The 25407-nt window shown below is 57.6% G+C and carries 18 protein-coding genes; 2 read left to right on the top strand and 16 right to left on the bottom strand.

Translation table 11 applies throughout. The features are described from left to right. Positions 1 to 3: 3 nt before the first annotated feature. From VGM48_RS09220 to VGM48_RS09155, 14 genes are all read right to left on the bottom strand, one after another. On the bottom strand, positions 4 to 3132 hold the full coding sequence (locus VGM48_RS09220; protein WP_331578283.1) for a malectin domain-containing carbohydrate-binding protein: 3129 nt from the start codon (positions 3130 to 3132) through the stop codon (positions 4 to 6). Beyond that, on the bottom strand, positions 3132 to 5978 hold the full coding sequence (locus VGM48_RS09215) for a glycoside hydrolase family 95 protein (protein WP_331578281.1): 2847 nt from the start codon (positions 5976 to 5978) through the stop codon (positions 3132 to 3134). Before VGM48_RS09215 ends, VGM48_RS09220 begins: the two co-directional genes overlap by 1 nt. Next, positions 5975 to 8707: a hypothetical protein gene (locus tag VGM48_RS09210; protein WP_331578279.1), complete on the bottom strand. Its 2733-nt coding sequence runs from the start codon at positions 8705 to 8707 to the stop codon at positions 5975 to 5977. Before VGM48_RS09210 ends, VGM48_RS09215 begins: the two co-directional genes overlap by 4 nt. After that, positions 8707 to 10497, bottom strand: a complete 1791-nt coding sequence (locus VGM48_RS09205; RefSeq protein WP_331578277.1) for a RagB/SusD family nutrient uptake outer membrane protein — start codon at positions 10495 to 10497, stop codon at positions 8707 to 8709. Before VGM48_RS09205 ends, VGM48_RS09210 begins: the two co-directional genes overlap by 1 nt. A gap of 26 nt (positions 10498 to 10523) precedes the next feature. Continuing rightward, on the bottom strand, positions 10524 to 13556 hold the full coding sequence (locus VGM48_RS09200; RefSeq protein ID WP_331578275.1) for a TonB-dependent receptor: 3033 nt from the start codon (positions 13554 to 13556) through the stop codon (positions 10524 to 10526). Positions 13557 to 13574: 18 nt separating this feature from the next. Continuing rightward, entirely contained in the window at positions 13575 to 14642 is a 1068-nt protein-coding gene (locus tag VGM48_RS09195) for a Gfo/Idh/MocA family oxidoreductase (protein WP_331578273.1), read from the bottom strand. A 12-nt stretch (positions 14643 to 14654) separates the two neighbouring features. Continuing rightward, positions 14655 to 15677: an L-rhamnose/proton symporter RhaT gene (locus VGM48_RS09190; RefSeq protein ID WP_331578271.1), complete on the bottom strand. Its 1023-nt coding sequence runs from the start codon at positions 15675 to 15677 to the stop codon at positions 14655 to 14657. Then, positions 15674 to 16528: an amidohydrolase family protein gene (locus VGM48_RS09185; RefSeq protein WP_331578269.1), complete on the bottom strand. Its 855-nt coding sequence runs from the start codon at positions 16526 to 16528 to the stop codon at positions 15674 to 15676. Before VGM48_RS09185 ends, VGM48_RS09190 begins: the two co-directional genes overlap by 4 nt. A 56-nt stretch (positions 16529 to 16584) precedes the next feature. Then, on the bottom strand, positions 16585 to 17733 hold the full coding sequence (locus tag VGM48_RS09180; protein ID WP_331578267.1) for a CoA transferase: 1149 nt from the start codon (positions 17731 to 17733) through the stop codon (positions 16585 to 16587). Positions 17734 to 17742: 9 nt separating this feature from the next. Then, on the bottom strand, positions 17743 to 18912 hold the full coding sequence (locus VGM48_RS09175) for a CaiB/BaiF CoA-transferase family protein (protein ID WP_331578265.1): 1170 nt from the start codon (positions 18910 to 18912) through the stop codon (positions 17743 to 17745). After that, positions 18909 to 20198, bottom strand: a complete 1290-nt coding sequence (locus VGM48_RS09170) for an ABC transporter substrate-binding protein (protein WP_331578263.1) — start codon at positions 20196 to 20198, stop codon at positions 18909 to 18911. The genes VGM48_RS09175 and VGM48_RS09170 overlap by 4 nt, the downstream gene beginning before the upstream one ends. Before the next feature lie 33 nt (positions 20199 to 20231). After that, on the bottom strand, positions 20232 to 20666 hold the full coding sequence (locus tag VGM48_RS09165; protein WP_331578261.1) for a MaoC family dehydratase: 435 nt from the start codon (positions 20664 to 20666) through the stop codon (positions 20232 to 20234). Between the two features lie 108 nt (positions 20667 to 20774). Further along, the gene (locus tag VGM48_RS09160; RefSeq protein ID WP_331578259.1) at positions 20775 to 21446 is read right to left on the bottom strand and encodes an FAD-binding oxidoreductase; all 672 of its coding nucleotides are present in this window, start codon (positions 21444 to 21446) and stop codon (positions 20775 to 20777) included. An 11-nt stretch (positions 21447 to 21457) separates the two neighbouring features. Further along, positions 21458 to 22696, bottom strand: coding sequence for an MBL fold metallo-hydrolase (locus VGM48_RS09155; protein WP_331578257.1), 1239 nt, complete (start codon positions 22694 to 22696; stop codon positions 21458 to 21460). Positions 22697 to 22809: 113 nt separating this feature from the next. Between VGM48_RS09155 and VGM48_RS09150 the strand changes: the two genes are divergently transcribed. Continuing rightward, on the top strand, positions 22810 to 23025 hold the full coding sequence (locus VGM48_RS09150) for a hypothetical protein (RefSeq protein ID WP_331578255.1): 216 nt from the start codon (positions 22810 to 22812) through the stop codon (positions 23023 to 23025). Positions 23026 to 23031: 6 nt separating this feature from the next. Next, entirely contained in the window at positions 23032 to 23703 is a 672-nt protein-coding gene (locus tag VGM48_RS09145) for a zeta toxin family protein (protein WP_331578253.1), read from the top strand. 323 nt (positions 23704 to 24026) lie between these two features. Here the strand turns inward: VGM48_RS09145 and VGM48_RS09140 are convergent, their stop codons facing one another. Continuing rightward, complete coding sequence (locus VGM48_RS09140) at positions 24027 to 25172, bottom strand: FecR family protein (RefSeq protein ID WP_331578251.1); 1146 nt, start codon at positions 25170 to 25172, stop codon at positions 24027 to 24029. Then, on the bottom strand, positions 25156 to 25407 hold a 252-nt coding region (locus VGM48_RS09135; protein WP_331578249.1), incomplete at its 5' end, for a sigma-70 family RNA polymerase sigma factor. The genes VGM48_RS09135 and VGM48_RS09140, both read right to left, overlap by 17 nt.

Genomic DNA, 25407 nt, shown 5'->3' with positions numbered 1-25407 from the left:
GGGTTATTGGACCTGCAGTTCTTCGATCTGCAGGTGTTCACGGGTGGGGGCGATGAGGGTGACGGTGTAGCGGCCGGCGTTGATCATGGTGCCGGTGGTGGTGCTGATGTAGTTCCATTTATCGGGCAGGGTCGTTTTGAGGGTGACTTCTTCTTTGTTGATGAGGGTGCCGTCGGCGAGGCGAATTTCGAGGGTGGCGGTGGTGTCGGGGCTTTGCCAGTTATATTTAACAGTCAGGGCATATTTGTCGCTGACGCCGATTTCAACATTCCATTGGGTGGTGTCGTGGAGGGCCGGCGTTGCGGCCGAGCTATCGCGCATCGCGGATGAGTCCGTAGGGGGTGGGGCTTCGACCTTATACTTTTTTACGGGGCGGGTGTCGTAAGCGGGTTCGAGGTGATAGGTGCCCGTATCAACAGAGGGGGGTGCGGGTTGTTGCTTTTTATCTTTTGTGGCGATGGCGATGGCGGAGAGGAGGGCCTGGCCGGCGGCGACATGCGGGAAGTTGACGACCAGTTTATTGCCGGTGACGTGTACGGTGATCACTTTTTTCAGGGCTTTTACGCGGCCTTCGGCTTCTTTCCAGATGTCGAGGTCGTTTATTTCCGTTTGGCCGTTGATGGCGACGTCGAATTGACGCCAGCCGGTGCAGTCTGTTTTGGGGCTGCCGGTGCCGAGCCAGGGTTCGATGAAATAGAGTTCGACCCGGTAGTCGCCGGGGGCTACCGGGAAGGTATAAGCCAGTTTTTGGAGGCCGTATCGAAAGGTTTGGAAGAGCGGTCCATCAACGGTGTTCTCTATAGAATCGGTGATGCTTCGCTGGCTGGCGAAGAATGGGGGGAGGGTCTTGTAGTCATCGGTCCAGGAGGAGGAGCCCCAGGACAGTTTTGGGTTGCCGGTGTAGTGGACGTCGGCGAGCCACACATTCTTGTTATGATCCGTATAGGTTTCGCCGCCGCAGTTGACACGGTATAGATAGTTATACCCGCCGGCTTCGGTTACGGTTTCCCGGTTGGACCATGGCAGGACGTCCGGGACGGCGCGGCGGATGATCCTGCCCAGCCCCTGGAGTTTGCTGATGATGGCCGATCGGGGCGCCTTGTCGGACGCGCCGGCACCAGACTGGTCGCGGAGCGCGGCGAGGGTGATCTCGTCGTTTGCCACCGCCTCGCCATTGTGGTAGGCGACGGCGGCGAGGGTGTTGTACCGGATGTTGACGCTATCCCAGCGGAGGTGGGTGCCGACGCCGTGGTGGGTGCGTTTGCCGAGGCTGACGGGGCCGTTGAAGAGTTCGACCGTGTCGCAGTTGGAATAGACGATGATGCCGGATTTGATGCCGGGAGTCTTCCAGCGAGAGGGCCATGTATGGGAGACGATGTAGACCATGGGGTCTGTTTCCGCGCTGGTGAAATTCGATTTATACAGATAATAGGGGTCGAGAGGTTCTTCCCATTCGGTGAGAAGACCTTTGTAGTTGACCGGGCCGATGCGGTCGATCTCGCGTTTGCCTTCGCCGGACTGAACGCGGCCGGGGTTGTCGTGGGAGGCATAGAGCCAGGCGAAGTGGCCGGCGACCTGCGATTTTACGCTGTCCGCGAGGCGGATCTTTTCTTCCATGAGGGCGCACATTCTATCTTCGCTGTTGGTGGTGTCGCCATGAAGATCGGCGGTTCGCCAGGCGCCGTATTCGCCGACGAGGGTCTGGCGGATGAGATCGCTGCCGTAGGTTTTTGGATCGCCGCCGTAGGTGCCCGTCCAGTTCTGCGGGACATCCCAGTCGGTGCCCGCGCCGCCGTTACAGGTGACGATGAGCCGTTGACTGGAGGCGGTGGGATCGAGTTTACGGATAAGCGCTACGCATTCCTTTGCAAAGTCTTCGGGGAGTTTGCTTTCATTTTGAAGTCCCCAGAGGATGATGCTGGGACTGTTGCGGCGTTCTTTTACCCACTCTATGAGATCCGCCTTGAAGTTGGCTCTGAATGCCGGGTTGTCGAACCAGATATGTGCGGAGTACTGCGGCCACCAGAGCATGCCGAGGCTGTCCCAGAAATGCTGATAGTATAGATTATGCGGTTGGTGGGCATCGCGAAAGGCATTGAATCCGGCGGCCCTGATCTGCTGCACGCGGGCCGTTATCTCCTCGCGCGTAAATGCGTGGCTGTTGCCGATGCGGTGCTCGTATTCGGCGATGCCGTTGAGAAAAACGGGGTGGCCGTTGACGGTGAAGGGATGGGGACCGGCGGCTTTCGGATCGGTCCAGTGGATGCGGCGGATCCCACACCCGATGATCGTTTTGTCGACGAGTTTGCCGTTGCGGGTGACCTCGGTGACGAGCGCATAGAGATAGGGATTGGCCGGTGACCAAAGATGGGGATTTCCGATCGCCGGAAGTTGCTGATGGATGGTCGTGGTGTCTTTGAAGGTAACGGATCTTTGGTCCGTTGCGACGACCACGCCCAGTCCGTCATAAAGACTTTGGGTTACGACGAGCTTCGCGGGCAGGCTGACGTAATTTTTCAGTTCTGTTTCGACAAAGACCGTTGCCTGGTGTTGGTTGACGGTTGTGTCATTCCAGATATGGACGCCGAAGGGTTCGATGCGGATCTCGTTGGTGGTGAGAAGATGGACGTTGCGGAAGATGCCGAAGGGTTGGGAACCTTCGGAGAAGCCGCGTTCGTCGGAGCAGCCGCCGCAGACCCAGGGGAGATCGCGGATATTGGCGGGATGGTCGGCGCGGACTTCGATCGTATTTTGCGCCTTGCCGGATCTTATGGCATCGGTGATATCGAGGGTGAAGGAGGTGCGACCGCCGGCATGATGACCGACCAGCTGATTGTTGACCTTGACGGTGGCATAGGAGCCGACGCCTTCGAACCAGAGGAAGTAGCGTTTGTCAGGGTGTTTTTTTATTTCGATGGTCCGCGTGTAGAGGGCGCTGCCATGGAGGTTGCCGTGGAGGAGGCGCCGGTAGCCACCGTAGTCATCCCAGTTGTGGGGGAGTTGGACGGTGTGCCAGTTGTTACTGTCGACGAGGGTGGTGCGCCAGCCGGTTCTGAGCAATACATCCTCGCGTGGCTGGGCGGCGGCGGACAATGAGGCGAGGCAGAATAATATAAAAAGGCGAAGGGACATCAGCGTAATAATTTCAGGTTAGCGTCGAAATGATAGGTATGATGGGGTTGCGCGTTGAGGATCACGGTCTGGTCCTTATACCGGAGATGGCAGGTTCCGCCGACGGAGGAAATGAGCGTTAGCGATTGCAGCTGGTGATCTTTCCAGCTGATCTGCGCTTCGTAGCCGCCGCGGGCGCGGAGTCCTTTTACTTCTCCGTCGGGGAGGGCCGCCGGCAGGGCGGGCAGGATCTCGAGGACACCCCAGGTATCGCTTTGCAGCAGCATCCCGGCGAAACCGGCTGCGCCGCCGAAGTTGCCGTCGATCTGAAACGGGGGGTGAGCGTCGAACATATTCGGGTATACGCCGCCGTGTTCGCCCGTGGCGCCGACGGCGTTGGAGAGCAGTTTGTTGAAAAGGCGGAGGGCATGATCCCCATCTTCGAGTCGATCCCAGCAGTTGACCTTCCAGGCAAGGCTCCAGCCGGTGCCTTCGTCGCCGCGGTAGAGCAGTGATTTGCGGGCTGCGCCGGCCAGGTCCGTTTCATAAAATTTTATGCTGCCGGCGGGATATAACGCATAGAGATGGGAGATATGCCGGTGCGTATCCGCGGTGTCGTCCTTGTCTTCCAGCCATTCCTGCAGCTGACCAAAGCGGCCGATGTGGAGCGGGGCGAGCTGTTCGGTTTTCTTGCGGAGCATGGTCCGGAAGCTGGAGTCGATGTGGAGGATGAGCGCTGCACCGTAGACATCGTCAAACAGTTGGTGAACGATCTCGAGATCCATGGTCGGGCCGGCAACCAGTCCGCCGTGCTCGGGAGACGCGCTGGGGCTGGTGATGAGCCGGCCGGTGCGTGGATCGGGGATGAGGTCGTGGACGAAGAAGTCGGCGCTGGACCGCATCACGGGATAATATTCGCGGAGAAAGGCCGTGTCCTGGCTATAGAGAAAATGTTCATAGATCTGCCGGCAGAGCCAGGCGCCGCCGGTCGGCCAGATGCCGTGGTTGGAGGCATTGATCGGGGCGGTCCCGCACCAGAGATCGGTATTGTGATGGAGCACCCAGCCTGGAGCGTTGTAGTATGCTTTTGCCGTGGCCTGACCGGCGACGGAAAGATTTTTTATGAGCCGGAACAGGGGCTGTTCGCAGGGTGCGAGGTTTAGCTCTTCCGCGAGCCAGTAGTTCATCTCGAGGTTGATGTTCGTGGTATACTTGCTGCCCCAGGGCGGAGTCAGGTCGTCGTTCCAGATGCCCTGGAGGTTGGCGGGCATGGCGGCGCCGGGGCGGGAGGAGGCGAGCAGCAGATAGCGGGCGTATTGGACGTAGAGGGAAATGAAGTCCGGGTCTTTTGCGGGTGTGTATTCGATGATGCGCTGGTCGGTTGGCAGGCTTTCCGCGGGGCTTTCGGTTGCGCCGAGGCGGAGGGAGAAGGTGTTGAACAGCTTTTGGTATTCGGCGAGATGCGTTGTTTTTAGCTGGGTCCAGGTTTTGGACCGGAGTTTTTGCATTTGCGCCTTTGCGATCGCTTCGGCGTCGGCTGAAATGTCGTGGTAGTTGACGAAGCTGGTGGCGGCGGTGAGGATGATGGTGGCTTCGTTGGCGTTTTTTTCAACGTGCAAGAGAGCGACGCCTTTGAGGACTCCGTCATTGGGATGTTCAAGGAGTTCGGAAGTATGTTCATCGATCTGCCGGATGGTGAAATTGCGTTGTGGGGTTTTGAGGATGGCCTTGACATCGATGGCGCCGGGTTTGTCGGCGGTGAGGTGAATGACGAGGGCTTTGTCGGGGGCGCTGGAAAAGTATTCGCGCGTATAGTGGATGCCGTTGGCGGTATATTCTGTTTTTGCGATGGCGGTGGTCAGATCGAGTTCGCGCCGGTAGTTTTCGGGGTGTTGGGCATCGAATTGAAGCAGGAGATCGGCGAAGGGTTGGTATTCGGCTTCGTATTTGGGTAGGGGGGGTGGTGATTGGTCCTGGATCTTATAGCGCCAGGTGAGCGGAAGGCGGAGGGCCTGGGTGATGGGTGTGCCTTCGGGGTAGATGATGAATGGGGGTCTGTCGCCTTTGAGGCCGGTGAAGCCGCCTTTGTCGTCGAAGTTGATGACCTGGACGGCGATGCGGTTCCGGCCTTTTTTGAGGGTGGCTGCGGGGACGAGGTAGTGTCGTTTTGTGCTGATGCCTTCGGCGGTGCCGATGAGGTGGCCGTTGATATAGGTATAGTCGAGATCGCGGATGCGGCCGAGGTCGAGATAAAGGGGTTTGCCGGAGAATGTTTCCGGGAGGTCGAATTCGGTTTGGAACCAGATGGCGCCGTCGACGCCTTCGAGGCCGGCGGTTTCCCAGCCGTTGAGTGTTGGGAGGGTCATGGAGGACCAGTTGGCGGGATCGGCGGAGGAGTGGGTAGACACTGCCGCGGGATCGGCGGCGGCGAGGCTGGTGTCGGTGCGGACTTTTTTCAGCCAGGCGGCTTTGAGGCGGGGGTATTTGTCTTCGTCGGGATCTTTTTTGCCCATGAAGTGTTGTTGGGCGAGGGCTTCGGCGTCGGCTTGTTTGTTTTCGAAGAGGAGTTTTCTGATGGTGTCGAGGTAGAGGTGGGCGTCTTCGCGTTGGTAAGAGCGGGGGCGGCCGGTCCAGAAGGTGCTGAAGTTGAGTTGGAGGTGATCCTCCCCTACCCCGCCGAAGATCATGGCGCCGAGGTCGCCGTTGCCGATGGGGAGGGCTTCGGTCCAGATCGTAGCGGGTTGGCGGTACCAGAGTTTTGTGGTTTGCGGAGACTTTGCGGCTTGCGGAGACTTTGCGGCTTGCTGGGCGCTGGTTGCCGTGGTGGCGAGGGTCAATAGCAAGAAATATATATAGTGTCGTTTCATTCGAATAACCAATCGAGATTTTTTTTGCCGGGTTCGTTCATGCCGGCGTCGAAGGGTTTGGATCCGGGTTGTTGTTTGGCGAAGCCGAGGATCAGGCAGAGGCCTTTCCCCAGTTCGAGGGTATGGGTGCCGGGTTGAAACGACCAGGTATGGACGTTGACCGGGGGCATTCCTTTGACGATAACGGCATTGGTGATGCGCGGTTCGGCCTGACCGTAGTCGTTGGCGCTGGCGTCGGTCTCCAACTGAGGCGGCGGCGTGAAGGCCGAACTTTTCCTGTTGAAGAAACCGATGAGCAAATCTACGGGTTCGGTGCAGGTGAAAACAATTTTTGTGCCTTGTTTTCTCACGTCGGCCGAGATTGTTTGGAGGCCTTTTAGTTTTTTTAGCAAGGGGGTGAAGGCGTTGATCGTGAGCGCCGTGTCGGTGAAGGGGCGGGCGCCGCTGTCCATACTATAGGTGGGATTTTGGCATTGGACGATGGCGGGTTCGAGCATTTTGGGAGCCGCTGCGGGTCTTCCGGTGGCGGTCTTTAGTGAGTCGAGATGGGTTTTGAAGTGATTTGCTTCTTCTTCGTATAGTGGCAGCATTTCCTGCCAGGTGATGAATTTGCCGTTGGCGCCGCGGATGGGGATCTTGCGTTGTTGGGTTTGCATGCTGTTGGCATAGCGATAGGCGGGGGCGGCGAGATTTTTTAGCATCCGGAAGGCGCCGACGCTGGTTTGGAGACGGCTAAGCGCTTTGTCGAGATCGGCGAGGTCGTTGGAGTAGTTGTAGCGCAGGACGAAAAGGGCGGCTTCGGCTTTGGCGGCATAGAATTCCGCGAGGGCGCGGTAACAGTAGATATCGTTGCGGAGGCGGGCAAATTCGGCGCGGTTGGAGGTGATCGCGTCGGAGGGACCGGCGGTACGGTTGGCGCGGGAGGCATGCTTAGGGCCCGGGCCGGCAGCGTGGTCGAGACCGGCGGCACGGTCGATGGCGGTTACGGCGGCGGCGGCTTCTGCGCGGACGCTGTTGATGACGTCGACGGGGGTTTCACCGGTGTGGGGAAGATGCTTCCATTCCTTTTCGGCGTATTCGGCGAGGGATTCACCGGGAGGGCCTTCGGATTCATAGAGCAGGGTGAAGAGACCGTAGCGTTCGGGGTCGATCAGCTGGGTCATGAATTCGCCGAGCGTCATCGTTTGACGATTGCCGTCGGTGATGCCGAAGCGGCGCAGGAGTTTTGGCGAGATCTCGCCGGACTGTTCGTAGGCGTCGAGGATGGCGCGGGCGTGGAGGCTGTCGCAACCATATTTTGCGCTGAGTTGGGCAGTCCAGTAGCTTGTTTCCGCGTCGCGGGGGCGGTCGCTGTTCCAGGCATAGCGGGCCCAGGCCTTGTACCAGATCCAGTCGCGATCCATTTCTAATAGGCGGCGGGAGGATTCGCGGGAGGCGGCGGTGGCGGTAGAGGTGGCGGGGGCCGCAGTGGGGGTGGCGGGGGTAACGCTATCGGCGGCATAGGGCCAGTCCCAGTAGGAGGCCTGCGGATAGAGGTGGAGGCTGTTGGCGCCATAGACCTTGTGCATGGCCTGCACGCATTTTTGAATAAAATCGGGGGAGCCATAGCGAAACGGCTCGAGGTTGGCCATGATATGGACATTCTCGATGAGCCCTTTGCTGAGCTGGCTCAGTTGCCGGTGGAGATCGGCCCAGGCGCCATGGGGGGTATACGTGGTAAGGGCTTCTCCGTTGTATTTGGCTTCGACGTAGAGGTTCTTATAGAGCGGCATTGCGGCCCGGAGATCGGCGGGGCCATCGGTATCGTGGGCGCGAAGGACGATGGGTGGTTCGTCGGTACGGCCGGCGGCGCGGAGGCCATCGCGGATGCCGGGGATGATCGTCTTTGTCAGCCAGTCGATATCGTCCTGCCCTACCCCTTCCATGGCTTCGCCCAACGTGAACATGAGGCCTACGTTGGGATATTTTTTGACAAAGGCGGCGATCGACTTGCGGGTATAGTCGGCGATCAGCGGAATGATATGGCGGTTGCGATCCTGTGTCTTGAGGTGGTTATGCTCCGCGAAGGGTTTTGAGACGATGATATTATAAAACAACTGGATCACCCAAATACCGCGTTTGTCGGCTTCGGCGGTCAGCCAGCGATAGACCTCTTCATTCTTTTTGAAAGTGCTGTCGTCCACCTCGACGGCATAGGGATACTCCGGGAGCCGGACGAGGGAGGCGAAGGGGTGACCATTCCACAGATACAGCGTATTGAGGCGATTGTCGACCATCGAGTCGAGGTACTTCCGCCAGAGCCCTTTGTCATAAAACCAGGGAAAGTTCTGCGGCGTATAGGGATACTCGTAGGGTCCCCGGCCCGGGAGAAGCGTCGGCTTCTGCAGGCCGATACAGGCGCCGCGCAGGACCATCCGGGGAGAATCGGCGAGGTGAAAGGACCGGGGCCAGCCATGGGCCTTGACCTCATCGGCCAGGGCGAGGCAGCCATAGAGGGCGCCCGAGGCGTCGGCGCCGGTGATATGGGCGGTGTTGCCTTTGACGTCGATGTTGAAGTACTCTTTTGGGCCGGCAGTGCTGTCGATCTTAACGACGAAGCTGCGGCCACCACCGGCGACCGCGGCTAAGCGTTGTTTGCCATAGGCTACCCGGGGGGACGCGGGGGGAGTGACCCCTGACTGGGCAAGGCAGGACAGGGAGGACAGAAGTAAGACGATGGTTATTCTCATTAGAATCCTGGATTTTGGCCGAATGCGCCGGCGTTTGTGAGCGCCTGCAGTTCGGAAAGAGGTACGGGACGAAGGTAATAGTTGGGATTAAAGTTGGTGATGTCCGGGTTATAGGCGGCGATGCGGCTTTGCAGCTTCTGGGTGCGTTTGAGATCGAACCAGCGCTGGTATTCGCCGCAGAGTTCACGGGCCCGTTCATCGAGGATGAAGTCGAGCGTCATCTGACTGGAGGTGACCTGCATATCGGCCGTGTGATTCACGGGTGTCTTGATCGCGGCGCGGGTGCGCAGCACGTTGACGAGGGTCGCGGCCTCGGTGGGATTGTTCATTTCTACATCGGCTTCGGCGGCGATGAGGTATTGCTCGGCGAGGCGGAGGATGGGCAGATCGAGATAGCCGGGATAGGTTGTCGTTCCTGCCTTTGTCAGCGGGTCGAGGTATTTCGTCAGTACGACATAGCGATCGCCACCCGTGCTGCTAATAGAGCCGTTGGGATTATAAGTCGTGTCCACTCCAAAGCAGGCATAGGGCCGGAGGGACTTGTTGGGGATCGGGTGTTTGCTGACGTACATCGCAGTATCGCCGACTTTCATGACGTGGCCGACGAGACTGGGGTCTTTCCCGAATGTTTTCACGTCCGAGGCGGTCCAGGTATATGCCTTGTTGCAAAGCCAGATCTCCTGAAAGGAGCCCGAATAGCGGGAGTCGATGGTATCGTTGTAAAAATTGAGCAGGGCGCGGGTGGGCATGAAGCGGCGGTTCTTCTGGTCATTGCCATACTGGATGCTGATCTGCAGGCCGGGGATGGACGTACCGGTATATCCGCTGTAGTTTGTGAGGAACCACAGGTTGGTGCGGTTGCCATTGCCGTTGATGTCGATGGCCGTGTTCGGCGAATAGGTGGCCCAGAAGATGGCTTCCTTATTGCTCTTGCCGCTGCTGCTGCCCACGCGGTTGGCGGGGTTCCACATATCGGCGTAGCTGGTATAGAGGCTGATATTATACTGCGAGGCGTTGTTGACCACCTGCATCGCCATATCGTGTGCTTTTTGGAACCAGGCATTCGCGTCGCCGGTATTGTAATAGGCGCGGGAGAGATAGACTCTGGCCAGGAGCGCCATGGCCGCGGGCTGGGTGGCCCGGCCATATTCATAGGTTCCGCCGCTGATATTGGGGTTCGAGCCGGCGAGGGCGGGGAGATTGTTCATGGCGAACTGGAGATCGCTGATGATGAGATTGTAAAAATCGGTCACCGGGCTGCGCTGAGCCGTCAGGTTGGCCGAGGTGGTTTCCACCGTGTCGAGGATCACATTGCCGAAACTTTCCACCACCCACCAATAATAAAAGCCCCGCAGGAATTTCAACTCTGCCAGCCGGATGTTCTTTTCGACGGGATTGGTGAAACCTGCGCCGTTGATCCGGCCGATACCGGCATTGCATTGGTTGATCCCCTTGTAGAGGGTAGTCCAGACGCCCTTGACGGGGTTGGAGGCCGAGGTGAAATTCTGGTACTGGGTGACATCGATATCGTAGGAGACCTTGTTGTAGTTGTACCAGCAATCGGTCCCGGGTTCCGAGAGAAAGAGTCCGTTCTCGTCGTTGCCGTAGAGATATGGAATATAAGAATAGGCGCCGTTGACGTTGGTATTGAAACCCGCGGGGGTCGACCAGACGGTGCCGGCGGCGGGGTTGGTCGGGTTGTATTCCTGGAGTTTTTTGTTACAGGACAGCAGGCCTGTGAGACCGAGGAATAAGGTAATTATGAGAAGCTGTTGTTTTTTCGTTTGCATGATGGCTTTTTTGATCGTTTGTGATGTTAGAAACCGACGTTCAGTCCGAAGACGATCTGGCGGGACAGTGGCGAATCTTCGGCGCCGCCGCGTTCGGGATCATAGTCTTTGATCAGATGGCTCTTTGCCTGTACGAAAATATCGTGAACGGTGACATAGGCGCGAAGGTTGGTCATGACCGTCTTTTTCAGCAGTCCCGCGGGGAGATTGTAACCGAGGGTGGCTGTCTTCAGTTTCCAATACGACCCGTCGACATACTGGAGGGTCGTATAACCGGGCACGCTGCTGAGGCTTTCGTTTGCCTTTGGCGCCGGGTAGTCGTTGGTTGGATTGTTGGCGGTCCAGTAATTGAAATACTGGGGACCGTTGTTGCCCTGACCGGCGGGGTTATAGCGGCCCAGCACCTGGTCGTTGATCATCTGGCCCCAGCGCATGACAATTTGCACCGTGAGGTCGAAATTTTTATACATGAAGGTATTCTGGAAGCCGAGGGTCCATTTCGGTACCTGGGAGCCGATATAGGTGCGGTCGCTATCGGGGGATATCTTGTGATCGCCATTGAGATCGGCGAGTTTTATGTCTCCCGGTTTGAAGGGTGTGGTCCCGAAGGCGAGGCCGCTTGCCTTTGAAGCGTCAGCCAGCTGCCAGATGCCCTGCTTTTTATAGTTGTAGAAGGAATGGATCGGGTGTCCGAGCAGCAGCGAGGCCGTTTCCGGTTGTGAGCCGTCGATGATGCTTGTTCCGTTGATGAGCTTTGTGATCTTCTCCTGATTGGTGGTAAAATTGATCGACGAAAGCCATCTGAAGGCGGGACCGTCGATATTGCGGGTGTTGACCTGGACTTCGACACCGCGGTTGCGCGAGGCGCCGACATTCTGGAAGGTCGAGCCCACCCCGAGGCTGGAAGGAAGGGTCCTCAGGAGCAGAATATTGTCCGTATTGATATTATAGACATCCACAGACATGTCGATCCTGTTCTTGAAAAGACCGAGGTCGACGCCGAGGTTGGCCTGTTTCGACAATTCCCAGCCGAGATTTTGATTGCCGATCGTGGAATTGAAGATATAGGCGGGAGCGTTGGTGTTCTCGAAGCCCATGTTCTGCACCAGGAGATAGGATTGCGTACCATAGGCAGGGATACCGGAGTTACCGGCGATGCCATAGCTGAGGCGGAGCTTCAGGTTGGAAACGGCGTTTACCGGCTCCATGAACTTCTCGTCACTGATGCGCCAGCCGACGGAGGCCGAGGGGAAGTTGTAGTTCTTGTGACCGGCGGAGAGGATCGAAGCGCCGTCGTACCGGTCCGAGACCTCGAGCAGATATTTCCCTTTGTAGCTATAGTTCAGGCGACCGGCATAAGACATATTGTTAGTCTGTATATACCCGGAACCGATGAACCGGTTGTTGGGTGCGCCGTTGAGGTTATAGAAGAGTTGGGAGGGATAGAGCAGTCCGGTGCCGCCTTCGGTGTAGGTTTCCTTGACGTTCTGGGTATAGGCCGTGATGCCGGTGATCGAAAACGAATGGTCACCCACCTGCCGGCTATAGGTGAGGACGTTGTCCCATTCGTAGAACCGGGTGCTGTTGTTGGTGGCGCTGGCGTAGGTGTATTTGTTATTGATCTCTTCCAGTGAGGAGGAGTCGAAATATTGTCCGCCGCGGCTGCTGAAGAAATTGGCGCCGAAGCGGCTGGTGAGCTTGAGTCCTTTGACCGGTGTGAGGTCGACGTGGGCGTTGACGGTCGATTGCGTCGACTGGCTGTTGTTGGTGGCGATGAGGGGACCGCGGTTATCCGAGAGCGGGCTCATTAGGCCGGAGTTGCCGGCGATGGGATAGACGACGATATGGCCGGCGGAATCGAAGGGCGTGCCCAGCGGAGTCGCGGTGGTGGAAAGCGAATAGGGATCGCTGCTCCGGGTGTTGATATTGGAATAGACGAACGCCACCTGCAAGCCGGCCTTTATCCAGGAGTTGACGTCCTGGTCAAGGTTGAGCAGGGCGTTGTATTGTTTGATGTTATTGAACTTGAGCATGCCGTTGTCTCCATAATACCCCAGCGAAAGATAGGCCTTGCTTTTGTCGCTGCCGCCGCTGACGGAGATCGAATGGCCCTGGCGAAGGCCGTTCTGAGTGATGAGGCTTGGCCAGTCCACCCATTGATTTTTTGCTATCGCTGCCTGCTCGCCGGCGGTGAAGATCCTGGCGTCGTCGGCGGTGCTGTTCCAGACGCCGGTCGCGGCATATGCCTGACGGCGCAGCCAGAGATAGGACTGGCCTTCGCGGGGATGGGGATACTGGACGAAACCGTTGGTGCCCGCATACCCATTGTAGGCAACTTTTACCTTGCCGCTGGTACCGCGTTTTGTGGTGACGATGATGACCCCGTTGGCACCCTGGCTGCCGTAGATCGCGGTGGAGGACGCGTCCTTGAGAAGTTCAATCGTTTCGATATCGTTTGGATTCAAATTACTGATGTTGCCGCCCTGGATACCGTCGATGATGTACAGGGGGCTGGTGCTCCCGCTGATGGTGTGGGTGCCGCGGATGTGGATACTATCGCCCGAGCCTGCTTTACCGGATACCCTGGTGATATCGGCGCCGGGCACCATTCCTTCGATGGCTTCCAGCGGATCGTTTGTCGGGGCGCGAACGATATCCCCCGATTTGACCACGGAGATGGCGCCGGTGAGATCCCGTTTTTTCACCAGACCACCATAACCCGTGACGACTACTTCGTCGAGGCTTTTGTCTGTCTTCTTCAAGGCGATGCGGACGGGATCGCTACCCGGCCGGAGTTCCGAGGCTTCGTAGCCGATATACGAGAATCGGAGCAGGGCCCTGGGGTTGACGGTGCGGATCGTGAATTTTCCGGCGACGTCGGTGGCGACGGCGCTTTTGGGCTCGCCTTTGATCATGACCGTCACTCCGGCCAGCGGAAGGCCGGTGGATTGGTCGATGATGGTACCCGTGATGGTCCGCTCCTGGGCGAAGGCTGTCAAGGTAAGCAGCAGTGGGAGGATCAGGCTCCCTACCAATCGTTTTAGTTGTTTGCGGTGCATATGGCAGTGGTTGTTATTTTAGAAATCGGGGTGAATGCCGCCTTTGGCGCTGGACTCGTAGGCCGCTTCCACGCAGGCCATGGTGTCGATGGCGTCTTCGACGGAGTTGTCGGGTTGGGCGATGGTGCCTTCAGCGGCGCGCATCACCTGGGCCATGCTGCCGATAAAGGCGTGGGGAAACCAGCCGCCGGCCACGTCCAGGGATTTCCAGACGCGGGAGCGGTCGTTGCCGACGATACAATATTCAAAACTGTCGGGTACACCTTCGGGGTAGTTCATCAGCAGGCCCATCTTTATCTTGATGGCGCCTTTTGTCCCTTCGAATTTGATATAGGAGTGCTGCTGGAGGAGGCCGAAGTCATGGCTGTGGTTGGTGAGGATATTGGCGCGGACCATGGGGCCATAGTCCATGATGATGCTGCTGCGGACGGAGGCCAGTTCCGGCATGCCGGGATGTTGCACCGTCTTGGCATAGACGGAAACGGGGTTGCCGTAGAAACTGCGGATCAGATCGATATAATGGATGCTGTGATAGAGAATCTCCACCCGGGGAAGCTCGTAGAGGAATTTCCAGAGATGCCAGGGCGTATAGACGTTGACGTTTATCTCGATGTCGCAGAGTGCGCCGATCAGTCCCTGGTCGATGATGGACCGGGCGGCATTGATATAGGGTGCGTAGCGAAGCTGGAAGTTTACGCCGCAGGTCATGCGCTTTTCGCGGGTGAGGGCCAGGATCCCGCGGGCCATGGCGAGGTCTTCGCCCATGGGCTTTTGCATCAGTACGCAGGCTTCGTCGGGGAGTTGCTTTAACACCTCCAGCATCTGGGAGCCCGGGACGGCGATGTCGAAGACCGCGGTGCGGGGGCAGCGGGCGAGCATATCCTCCATGCTGTAGTAGACGAGGGGGATGTCGAACTTGCCGGCGGTCTGCAATGCCTTTTCGCGGTCGAGGTCAAAGATGCCGGTAACCCAGAACCCCGCCAGTTTATAGGCGGGCAGGTGGGCGTCGTTGACGATGCCGCCGGCGCCGATGAGGACGATCGGCCGGGGGCGAAGAGGCAAGGGACTATTTGTTTCGATGGTCATAGTTTTTGTGTTTTAGGCGACGGCCTGAGCGATGCCCATGACGATCCCGGAGATGACCAGGACTGCGATACCGATATTATTCCAGCGAATGGGTGCGCGGGATGTGTTGGCCCATTCCTTATAATGATAGCCCCAGAGATTGCTGGCCACCACCATAAAAGACATGTGGATGGACCAGTTGGCGAAGCTGTAGGGACCCATGTAAAACCCGGCCATGCCGTAGAAGACGAACTGCAGATACCAGAGGGCGCCGACGAGGGCGCTGAAAGCATAATTGGCTTTTAGGGTTTTGATGTCGGCGGCCTGGCGGTAGTCGTTGAAGGTCCTGTTGCGGCGGTTCATGAAGATGCAATACGCGAGGTTAACCGTGATACCTCCGAGGAGTTCGACAAAAAAGATAGGGAACGAGGCGTATTGCGGCGCGGCGCCCGCGGCGATGGCGTTCTGTTTGATGGGGTCGCCGGCGGCGATGCCGAAGGCGAAGCAGGCGCCGAGGATACCTGCGGCGAGGGCGATAGCGATGCCTTTCTTAAAATTGAAGACGGTGTTTGACTTTTGATCCTTGTCGCGGAGCCAGCCGGCGCGGCCGCAGATGACGATCCCGATGAGGGAGAGGGCGATGCCGGCGATGGTGACGCGCCCGGAGGCCGTGGAGAGCGTGGTATTGAGCTGACCTTCCGCGATGATCGGGACCAGGGTGCCGAGGGAGGACAGAAAACCGGTGGCGATGGAGAAGCCGAGGGCGAGACCGATATAGCGTACGGCCATTCCCCAGGCGAGACCGCCGAGGCCCCACAGGAAGCCGAAGGCATAGGTGGCGGTGAGGGTGCCCATGGGTGTCGCATGGAGCACCGCGAAGAGATGCGGAGTCGCGAGTAATGCGAGCAACAGCGGCAGCAGCAGCCAGGCGACGATGCCCTGGACGGCCCAGCCGCTTTCCCAGGCCCAGCCTTTTACTCCTTTAAGTGGTACATAGCTGCTTCCGGCGGAAAGACCGCCTAAGATGAGCATGGTGAGACCGATAAAAAGATTCATATTGGCAGGTTATAAAATCGTGTCGCGTTTGTGTGATACAGCTTTGCCTGACCGTTTTGGTCGAGGTATTTTCCGATCAGGGTGCGGTAGGTGGTCCAGGTGCTTTCATAGGAGCCGGCGAGATCGGCTACGGGCCAGTCGCCGCCGCAAAAGCACCGGTCTTCGCCGAAGTAGTGCAGGGCGAATTCGATGCAGGGTTCGAGATCGCCGGCCGTCCAGTCGTGGCCCTTTCGGGCGGCCGTGCCCAGACCGGAGATCTTTACATAGAAATTAGGGTGTGCGGCCGCGGTGATCATCAGGTGTTGCCAATCCTTGTCGAGGCGACCGATCGGCGGTTGGTTGAGGTGATCAAAGACCATTCTCAGCGCCGGCCATTTTTCGGCGACCCGGAGGGCCGTTTCGATATGGGCGGGCAGGATGCCGACGAGATCATAGGGGATGTCCATTGCGGCCAGGAGTCCGAGGCTTTCCAGCACGGTGTCCTGCAGCAGCCAGCGCGGATCGCGTTCGTCATGGATCAGGTGGCGGACGCCTTTCAGGAGGCCGGCGGGACGGTATTGTTGTTCGAGGGTACGGGCGGTGGCTTGGGGGTCTTTTAGCGGCAGCCAGCCGACGATGCCTTTTATCCAGTCTTGGGTCTTCGCGGTTTCGAGCATCCAGTTGGTGTCTTCCGGATTGTTTGCTGCCTGGACGAGGATGCCGGTGGTCACGCCTGCCTTGATGCGTTGCGGCTCCAGTTCGGCCAGGTCATAGGTACGGTTGAGGATGCTGGTGTCCCCTTTCAGCCAGGGATATTCTGCCTGATCGAAATTCCAGACGTGAATATGTGTATCTACCAGACGTTCAATCATAATGGCACCTTTTAGCTAATGACCCTGGACCGGATTCCATCCGGTCCGGGCCCAAGTTACTTTACCAAACCGAATTGCACATCGATAAGGGCGTTGTGTTCACCCAGCAGGGGTGCGCCTTTATCCGATGAAGCTATTTTTCCGTCTACGCGGATGGGGCAACGGGTGGTACGGATGGAGAGGCCATTGCTCGTTTTGACGTTGAGCTCCATGTTCAGCACCTTGTAGCCGACCTGCTGCATGAGATCGTGGTAGTCCATCACTTTGGCGCACCAGATATCGGCGGGCTGGAGGACGGCGAGCCATTCGTCGGCGGTACGGAGGAGGAGATGCTGGGCGAGGATGGCTTTTATCTCGTCGCGGCGGTCGAACCATTCCGCGCTGTCGGCGAAGGGTTCGAGGGCGTTGCATTCGAGCAGTCCGGCCAGCTTCTGGATATCGCCCATGGCCAGGGACAGATAGCCTTCGCGGGTCTTATAGATGCCATAGGGTGCGGGGATATAGGCGTTGCCGTTGCTGACCTGGCTTCTTACGGGCAGCTGGCGGCCGTCGTTGTAGTGACAGGTGAGCACTTCGAACTGGAAGTCGAGGATGGCCTCCATCATGCTTACCTGGACGAGGGCGCTTTGGCCGGTGACGCCGCGGCGATAGAGGGCGGCGAGGATGCCCTGTGCCAGATAGGTACCGGCCAGGATATCCACCACGGACACCCCCATCGGGGTCGGCCGGGCGTCGCGGTTGTTGCTGAGCCAGGTGAGCCCCGAGAGCGCCTGTACGAGCAGGTCCTGACCCGGCAGGTCTTTCCAGGGACCTTCGGCGCCATAGCCGCTGACCTCGCCGTAGATGATATCGGGTTTTATCGCCTTTACTGTCTTGTAGTCGAGGCCGATGCGTTCCATCACGCCGGGCCGGAAGTTGTGCAGGACGACGTCGGCGCTTTCGATGAGGGACTTTATTTTTCCGAGGTCATTCGGGTCTTTGAGATCGGCGGCATAGCTTTGTTTGTTGCGGTTTATCGCATGGAAGATGGTGGATTCCCCTTCGATGCGGGTGTCCGAGACGTAGAGCTGGCGGCAGATGTCACCGGTGCCGGGGCGTTCGATCTTGATGACGCGGGCGCCCATGTCTGCCAGGCGGAGGCCGGCGGAAGGTCCGCTGAGAAACTGGCTGAAATCGACGACGATAATATCCGTTAAGAGATCCATTTCGATGCTTTAATAATTGCCGGAAGGGATGTTGTCCATTCCCCTTAATTCTAATTCGATTTTTATATTGTCCTGGCCCAACGTGGGTGCGGGTTTCTCGGAGAACAGCATTTCGCCGTCGATGCGGATGGGGCAGCGGGTGGTGATGATCCGTTTCCCTTTTGTTGTTGTGACCGGTTGCTCCATCGCCAATACCTTATAGCCGTCGTGAGCTGTGAGCGTTTGCCAATCGAGTACCTCCATGGCCCACATGTCTTCGGCGTGAAGCCTTTCGAGCCAGTGGCGGGTCGGGTTTTCGGCGAGGTGGCCGGCGAGGATCGCCTTTATCTCATCGCGGTGGCTAAAGGCCTGCTCCTGGGTATATGTTGCGAGTTGCTGCGATTCGATGGCCTGCGCCAGTTGCGGGATGTTGACCATGGCGATGGCGATATGCCCGTCGGCCGTGGCATAGATGCCATAGGGTGCGCTGAGCAGTGGGTTGCCGTTGTTGTTCCGGCTGCGTCGCGGCAGCTGTCCACTGCTGTGATAGGTCGTCAGGAATTCGAACTGGAAGTCGAGCAAGGTCTCCATCATGCTGATCTCGACGAGGGCGCCCTTGCCGGTCTTGCCGCGGCGGACGAGGGCCGCCAATATCCCCTGCACCAATTGCGCCCCGCAGAGACTGTCTGCAATAGAGAGGCCAAAGGGCATGGGGTTATCCTGTTCGTTACCTGTGGTGTAGGCCAGCCCGCTCATCGATTGCAGGAGCAGGTCCTGGCCGGGGCGGTCCTTCCAGGGGCCTTCTTTGCCATAGCCGCTGATGGCGCCATAGATGAGACATGGATTGAGCTTTTGAATGGCTTCGTAGCCGAGGCCTGCGGATTCCATGACGCCGGGGCGGAAATTATGAGTGAGGACGTCGGCGGTGGCGATGAGTTTTTTGATATGTTTCTGGCCTTCGGCGGATTTGAGATCGGCGGTGAAACTTTCTTTGTTCCTGTTGATGGTATGAAAGAGAAGCGAGTCGCCGTCGACCCAGAGATTTTTTATCGAGAGGTGGCGGCAGGCGTCGCCGGTGCCGGGGCGTTCGATCTTTATGACACGGGCGCCGAGGTCGGCGAGGCGAAGACCTGCCGAGGGTCCGGAGAGATATTGGCTGAATTCCAATACCGTGAGCCCGTGTAGTGGAAGTTGATTCATGTGTTGACGGTGTGTTTATTGAGGCTTTGCGCGTAGAGGTTTTCGAGGGTATTGAGAGCGCTGAGGGCGTCTTTTCTGCCGAGGAGGAAGTCGCGGATCGGGTCGCCGCCGTGGTCCTGGAAGAAGAGGTAGCCATGGTAGCGGGGACGGGTATAGCTGCGATCCATAGTCGGGAGGGCGGTATAGAAATAGTTACCAGTGAGCCGGTTTGTTTTTTCGCTGAGCCAGGCTTCGCGGTGGCCGGGCTGGCCGCCGTGTTCGGTGTAGAAGGTGGACTGGATTGCGGGGGAGCAGAGCCATTGTGCGAAGTCGATTGCTTCGTTTTGGTTTTTGCTGGAGGCGGAGATGGCGAGGCCGGTGCCGCCGAGGGTGCTGCGGAGGCGGGCGATGCGGGGGTGAATGGAGTTTGCGGCGGGTGAGGCTGCTGCGGGGGAGTCTGCTGCGGGGGAGTCTGCTGCGGAGGAGTTTGCGGCGGGTGAGGCTGCTGCGGGTGAGGTTGGGCTGAAGTAGACGAGGTCGGTGTAGGTTATGGGGTTGGGAGTATAGCCTTCGCGGGAGTAGTTGGAATAGCCATAGGCGAAGGGGCAATACCAATAGTCGTCGGTGGTGGTCATATATTCGGCGACGGCGATGGGATTGGCGTGGAAGAATTTTTTGTCGATGTTGCTATAGAGTTGATGCATGGTGTGCAGCGCGGCTTCGCCGGTGGCGGGGTCGATGACGCGGGCTTCGGACTGGAAGGGCCGGGAGCCGTGGGCGATGCAGAACATATAGAAGTTCATCAGCAGGTCAATGGGGATCGCGGGTACTGCGAGGCGGCCCTGGCGGGCGATGGCGAGGACTTCTTCCCAGGTTTCCGGCGGGCGGACGTTCGCCTTTGCCAGGAGGTCGGGGCGATAGCTGGCGACGGGGGTGGCGGCATCGATCGCGAGCGCCCACTGGTGACCGCCATAGTGATAGCTTTGATGAGAATAGCCGGTGGAGTTCTCGGCCTGATCCCGCAGGTACCCGGCGGGAAGATGCTGGTCGAGGGGGAGAACGGCGCCGGTCGCGGCGGCGGTGCCTACCCAGGGATGATCGATGATGAGCAGATCATAGACCTTTGCCAGTTGTTCTATCGGGTAGTCGGCGAAGTGCTGGAGGGTTCGTTTATCCCAGGTGATGATCGTGCCGGGATGGAGTTCGCTGAATCGTTGGGCGGCGGCCATGAGCGGGGTGAAGCCGCGGCTATGCCCCCAGGTGATGCCTTTTATGAGTTTTTCGGTATGGTTCTTTTCTATTTCCACTATTTTACTTTTTCTGCTATTTTGCTTTTTCCACTACTTCGCTTTTTCCACCAGCAGGAGGTGTTCGCAGACCATGACGAGTTCGAGGTGCTGGTTGAAGGTTTGCACCTGTTCGACGACGAGGCCGTATTCGGGTCGTTTATGTTCGTTCTTACTTTTTATGGTCACTTCGGTGCGGAGGGTGTCGCCGATGAAGACGGGGCGGATAAAGCGGAGGCGGTCATATCCGTAGGTCATCGACACCTCGTTGATCTCGTTTGCCGTCTGGCCGATGGCCACGCTGAAGATCAGGGTGCCGTGGGCGATGCGGCGTTTGAACGGTTGGGTCTTACACCACTCTTCGTCCATATGATGGGGGAAGAAATCACCGGTTTGGCCGGCATGGAGGATAATATCCGCTTCGGTGATGGTGCGGCCTGTAGTGCTGCGGGTTTGGCCGGCCTCGAACTCTTCGTAGTACTTCTTCATTTTAAGCAATCGTGGGGGCTTTCGCCGAATAAGATTGTGAGAAATGAAGGTAGTGTCACTGCGAGCCGCGCGCAATGTCAGGTTTGACTTTTTTGATGGACTATTTTCCTATTTTTCAAATACGACGGCTTCGGGGCTGGCGCCCAGTTGCTGGAGGGTGTCGGCGAGATCTTTGACCATCTGGTCGGGTCCGCAGATGTAGAACGGTTGTTTGAAGTCGGTGATCTGGCTTTGCAGAAAGGCTTTGTCGATGCGGGTATGGAGGTATCCTGCGGTGTTGTCGTTGCTGAGGATAAAGTTTGCGCCGACGCCGAGGATGTCGAGCAGTTCCTGGTGCTCGATGACGTCGCCGGCTGTCTTGTTGGAGAAGTAGAGGGTGTTGCCCCGGGCCTTGTTTTCTCGGTAGAGCTGGCGGAAGATGGCCAGGAACGGGGTGATCCCCGCACCGCCGGCGAGGAAGACGCCGGTTCCGCGGTATTCGATGGCGCCCCAGACGTCGTGGACGATGACGGTCTCGCCGGGTTTTAGCTGGTGGAGCTGGTCGGTGACGCCGTGATGGTCGGGGTATCTTTTGATGGTGAACTGGAGAAACGGGTCGTCGTTGTAGCCGGTGAAGGTGAACGGGTTCTTCTTGTCCTTCCAGCCGGGTTTGTTGATGGTCATGTCGGTGGCCTGACCGGGGACAAAGGAGTAGCCTCTTGGCTTTTCGAAGTGGAATTGTTTTACGTCATGGGTGACTTGTCTTGTCTCGAGCAGTTTGACGATGTATTCGTTTTCCATATAGCGCAAAGTTACAAAATATCATACCAGGGCTCCATGGGGTAGTCATGGTTTATGATGACGGGTTCCCCGATGCGTGGGGTGGTGATGGGGAGGTTGGCGGATTGGGCCGCGGCTTTTACGCGGCGGATGGGTTCGTTCCAGGGGTGGAGGGCCAGGGAGAACTTAGCCCAGTGAACGGGCAGGAGGATGCGGGCTTTCAGGTCGAGGGCGGCCTGGACGGTCTCTTCGGGGAACATATGGATCTGGGGCCAATGGACCCCGTATTGGCCGCATTCGAGGATGGCGAGGTCGAAGGGGCCGAATTGGTCGCCGATGGATTTGAAATGGGGGGCGTAGCCGGAGTCGCCCCCGAGGAAAAGGTTTAGGTTTTTGGCGGGGGAGTTGGTGGCTGACGTTGCCGCGGGGGAGTTGGCGGCGGAGGTTGCTGCGGGGGAGTTGGGGGCGGCTGGACCCGGGTCGGGGCAGTTTAGGACGAAGGAAGACCAGGCGGCGCCGCCGCGTTTGAGGGTGCGGCCGGAGAAGTGACGGGCCGGGGTGGCGGTGAGGTGGATGAGGCCTTCCGCGGTTGCCTGGGTGGCGACGGTTGACGGCTGACCGACTGGGTTGGAAGGCCGGCCGGTGGACATTGACGACTGGCCGAATGGGTTGGCCGGCTGGCCGGAGGGATCGATGGCGACGGTTTCTCCCCAGTCGAGTTCGGTGATCTTCCCGGCGGGGATGCCCCAGAATTCGAGATGGGCGCCGACACCGAGGGAGGTGTAGAAATGATTGGTGCGGGCGTCGAGTTGCCGGACTGTCTTATAATCGAGATGGTCGTAATGGTCGTGTGTGAGCAGGATGGCTTCGAGGGTATCGGGCATATCCGCCGGTTTGTAAAGATCGGCACCGGGGTAGGCTTTTGCGAAGAAGGAGACGGGGGATGCGTTGCCGCTGAACACGGGGTCGACGAGGATATGGGTGGAACCGAGTTTCAGCAGATAGGAGGAGTGACCGAACCAAACGAGGGTGGCCTGGTTGACAGGAAGGGATCTGAGGTCGGTGCGAACCGCGGGAATGGGTTTTTGGGGTACATTATCGGCCGGCTTGTTGCGGAATTCCTTTAGCATTTTCCACATGGTCGTATCCTGGAGGCTGGCGTCGGTAGGGACGAGGTTTTGGAAACTGCCGTCGCGGTAGTGCGAGGAGTGGAGGATGCGCTGGAGGCGCGGGCCGGCGGGGGCTTTGCCGAGGGCTTTTATGAGGGACATGCGATGGTTAACAAGGAAGCTGGGTTTTGGTTGTAAAATAATGATATTTCGAAGGGGGGACGACAGGATAGAAGGGTTTGAAAGGCCCGTGCCGAATTTGTATATTTGTGGTGATGCCAGCACAAGATATATCCATATTTCTCCGGTACGGTGGTGCGGAAAAGAGTGTGTTCGAAATGTCCAAAGACGAGATCGAACTGGCCGCGGCGTCTATTCTTCGCAGAGCCAAGGAAAAGGCCTTTTCAAAAGGACGACCGATCATTTTTGGAAAGGATGGAAAGGTATATGAGGAATGGCCCGATGGTAGGATCGTTGAACGTCATAAATAGTAGCAAATGCCTACTATCTATGTTATTGCAGGGCCAAATGGGATCGGAAAAACGACCTCCTTCTACAATCTTCTCCCCAAGAATATTCCTGTAATCAACTCCGATGAAATTGCCAAAGAAGCGAAGGCAGATAAATTAATATCTTCCAATTCACAGGAGTACAGTAACAGAGTAGCGTCTCAACTAATTGACGAACAAATCAATAAACTCAGTTCGTTTGCGATAGAAACTAATCTTTCAGATGTTGAAACATGGAAGTTCCTGATCAAACTGCACGAAATAGGATACGAGGTACATCTGATGTACATTTCCACCGACCAGATAGTGATATTAAATGATCGCATCAAGGAAAGGGTCTTATTGGGTGAACATTACGTGAGACCAGATATTGTTGAGCAACGATACATCTGCGGACTTAATTTGCTGAATCATTTTTTTGAGTTTGCGGATATCCTACAGCTTTTTGACAATAGTACAGTAATGACACAGATTGGGGAATTCAGATGCGGCGAATGCGTGATGCTTGCAGACAGCCTTCCGAAATGGGTTCTGTCCTATTTGGGAAATCATATCGAACGGGAGGAAGAATCCGGCATCACACCAAAAGATTTGACTGACATCGATGCGGTAAGAAAGGCTTATCAGGCTCTAAAAAGTAAGCCCGATAAGGGCGATTAAGATCGATAAGTTTCGTGTCTATTCTGCGTGGTTGGCAGAAAATATCGCCGGATCCACCGCGAGACAGCCGACCTGCGCGAGAGACACAGCGATGTGACCATTTGGGAGTTTCGGGATGATTGTTTGAGGTACAAAGATGTTTACTTTGACATAACTTTAAAATGTGAAGCTTTTAATGGCTACTGGTTGCGAAAAGGCAATTTGTTCCTGGTTTTGACCGACTCGGTCGATCAGTGCTATATTCTTAGTGAGACCGAAATCGGAACGGTGGAATTTGCGCGGGTGATCACTTTCCTGAGAGGCAAAATGAGGCCGTTGCCGGATCAATTCCAGGTTGAGATCACGGCGCGGGCCACGGGTTTGGATGGAGGGAATGAATCGCTACGGAATTTAGCGGCGCGGGGGTGCGGTTTTATGATCGAATCGGCGCGGAACTTTGCGGGGCGGGGTCGCTGAGGCGGGGCGTCGAGGTCGTTTTTGTCGAAGAAGTAGCCGCGGCCGGTAATCTGCACGTGGCCGTAGTAATAGCCGTTGCCGGATGCGTTGAGATATTTTTCCTTAAACTTTTCGAGCAGGTATTCGGGTTGTCTGACCCCATTGACGAAGAGGCCAGACTGATCGAGCGTGGCCGAGCCGATGCTTTCGAGGTCCGGCGCACAGTGTTCTTTTACAAGATCGTCGAGGATGGAACGCATGATATTGAGCCGCACGGTATTGTCGTCCTTGAGAGTGTCGATGCTTTTTTTGAGCGGCAGCGCCGACAGGGAGGGCTTGGGCACTACCGGCCGAAGAATAGATTTGGGCTGAACCGATGCGGGAGTGATGACGGTATCGGTGAGTTTTTGCCAGGCGCCGGTGTCGGAAGGGACGAGGAGCTTTTCGCGGCGGGCGAGGCGGATGCGCTGCTGTTTGCGGGCGACCTCGACGAGACCTTCGGCCACGGCCACTTCTGTTTGGCCTGCACGAGCGACGATACTAAAAGAGGTGCCTAAAACGGTGATGGTTATGTCCTTTGCCTGCACGCGGAAGGGATTGGCGGCATCATGGGCAACGGTGAAAAAGGCATCGCCGGAAAGGCGGACCTGGCGGTCGGTGAGGAATTTTGCGGGATACGACATCGAGGCTTGGGGAGAGAGCCGCACAGACGAGCCGTCCGGGAGGGTTTGGATTCGGCCGGTGGCGCCGGCGTCGGTTATGAGCCATTTGGCCTGGCCGGTTTTCGTTGAAGGATGGGTGATAATGAAGGTTGCGACACCGATGAGGATGATCGCGGCGGCGGCGGTGGCGGGCCACCAGCGGCGTTGCCGCATATTCAGAACGTGGCCCGGGCGTTTTTCGCGGAACGCCCGGAGGGCGTCATCTACATCGGGCCGGCCGGTGGCGGCGAGGGCTTTTGCTTCTGCGGCGATGCGGGCGTCGAATTGAGCGGTCAATTCGGGGTCGGATAAATTTTTATTGGAGGATGCCATGGATGATGAATAAGAGGGTTAAGAAATCCGCCAGCGAAATACGCAGGCGTTTCAAGGCGCGGCCGATCTGCACTTCCACCGTTTTTACCGATAAGCCGAGCCGGGCCGCGATTTCCTTGTAAGGCAGTTGTTCCACCCGGCTGAGATGGAAGATGAGGCGGCATTGGTCGGGGAGCTTTTCCAGCGACTGCTGCAGGTGTCGTTGAAAGTCGCTCAGTTCGGCGCGATCGGCGGC

This window comes from Puia sp., assembly GCF_036500295.1.
Classification (GTDB): domain Bacteria; phylum Bacteroidota; class Bacteroidia; order Chitinophagales; family Chitinophagaceae; genus Puia.
The sequence above is the reverse complement of the archived record's forward strand: the minus strand, read 5'-3'. Positions and strand labels throughout refer to the sequence as shown.

Excerpts from the sequence above, each read along its gene's own strand:
- VGM48_RS09220 (WP_331578283.1), bottom strand. The coding sequence starts at position 3,132 with ATGTCCCTTCGCCTTTTTATATTATTCTGCCTCGCCTCATTGTCCGCC.
- VGM48_RS09215 (WP_331578281.1), bottom strand. The coding sequence starts at position 5,978 with ATGAAACGACACTATATATATTTCTTGCTATTGACCCTCGCCACCACG.
- VGM48_RS09210 (WP_331578279.1), bottom strand. The coding sequence starts at position 8,707 with ATGAGAATAACCATCGTCTTACTTCTGTCCTCCCTGTCCTGCCTTGCC.
- VGM48_RS09205 (WP_331578277.1), bottom strand. The coding sequence starts at position 10,497 with ATGCAAACGAAAAAACAACAGCTTCTCATAATTACCTTATTCCTCGGT.
- VGM48_RS09200 (WP_331578275.1), bottom strand. The coding sequence starts at position 13,556 with ATGCACCGCAAACAACTAAAACGATTGGTAGGGAGCCTGATCCTCCCA.
- VGM48_RS09195 (WP_331578273.1), bottom strand. The coding sequence starts at position 14,642 with ATGACCATCGAAACAAATAGTCCCTTGCCTCTTCGCCCCCGGCCGATC.
- VGM48_RS09190 (WP_331578271.1), bottom strand. The coding sequence starts at position 15,677 with ATGAATCTTTTTATCGGTCTCACCATGCTCATCTTAGGCGGTCTTTCC.
- VGM48_RS09185 (WP_331578269.1), bottom strand. The coding sequence starts at position 16,528 with ATGATTGAACGTCTGGTAGATACACATATTCACGTCTGGAATTTCGAT.
- VGM48_RS09180 (WP_331578267.1), bottom strand. The coding sequence starts at position 17,733 with ATGGATCTCTTAACGGATATTATCGTCGTCGATTTCAGCCAGTTTCTC.
- VGM48_RS09175 (WP_331578265.1), bottom strand. The coding sequence starts at position 18,912 with ATGAATCAACTTCCACTACACGGGCTCACGGTATTGGAATTCAGCCAA.
- VGM48_RS09165 (WP_331578261.1), bottom strand. The coding sequence starts at position 20,666 with ATGAAGAAGTACTACGAAGAGTTCGAGGCCGGCCAAACCCGCAGCACT.
- VGM48_RS09160 (WP_331578259.1), bottom strand. The coding sequence starts at position 21,446 with ATGGAAAACGAATACATCGTCAAACTGCTCGAGACAAGACAAGTCACC.
- VGM48_RS09155 (WP_331578257.1), bottom strand. The coding sequence starts at position 22,696 with ATGTCCCTCATAAAAGCCCTCGGCAAAGCCCCCGCCGGCCCGCGCCTC.
- VGM48_RS09150 (WP_331578255.1), top strand. The coding sequence starts at position 22,810 with ATGCCAGCACAAGATATATCCATATTTCTCCGGTACGGTGGTGCGGAA.
- VGM48_RS09145 (WP_331578253.1), top strand. The coding sequence starts at position 23,032 with ATGCCTACTATCTATGTTATTGCAGGGCCAAATGGGATCGGAAAAACG.
- VGM48_RS09140 (WP_331578251.1), bottom strand. The coding sequence starts at position 25,172 with ATGGCATCCTCCAATAAAAATTTATCCGACCCCGAATTGACCGCTCAA.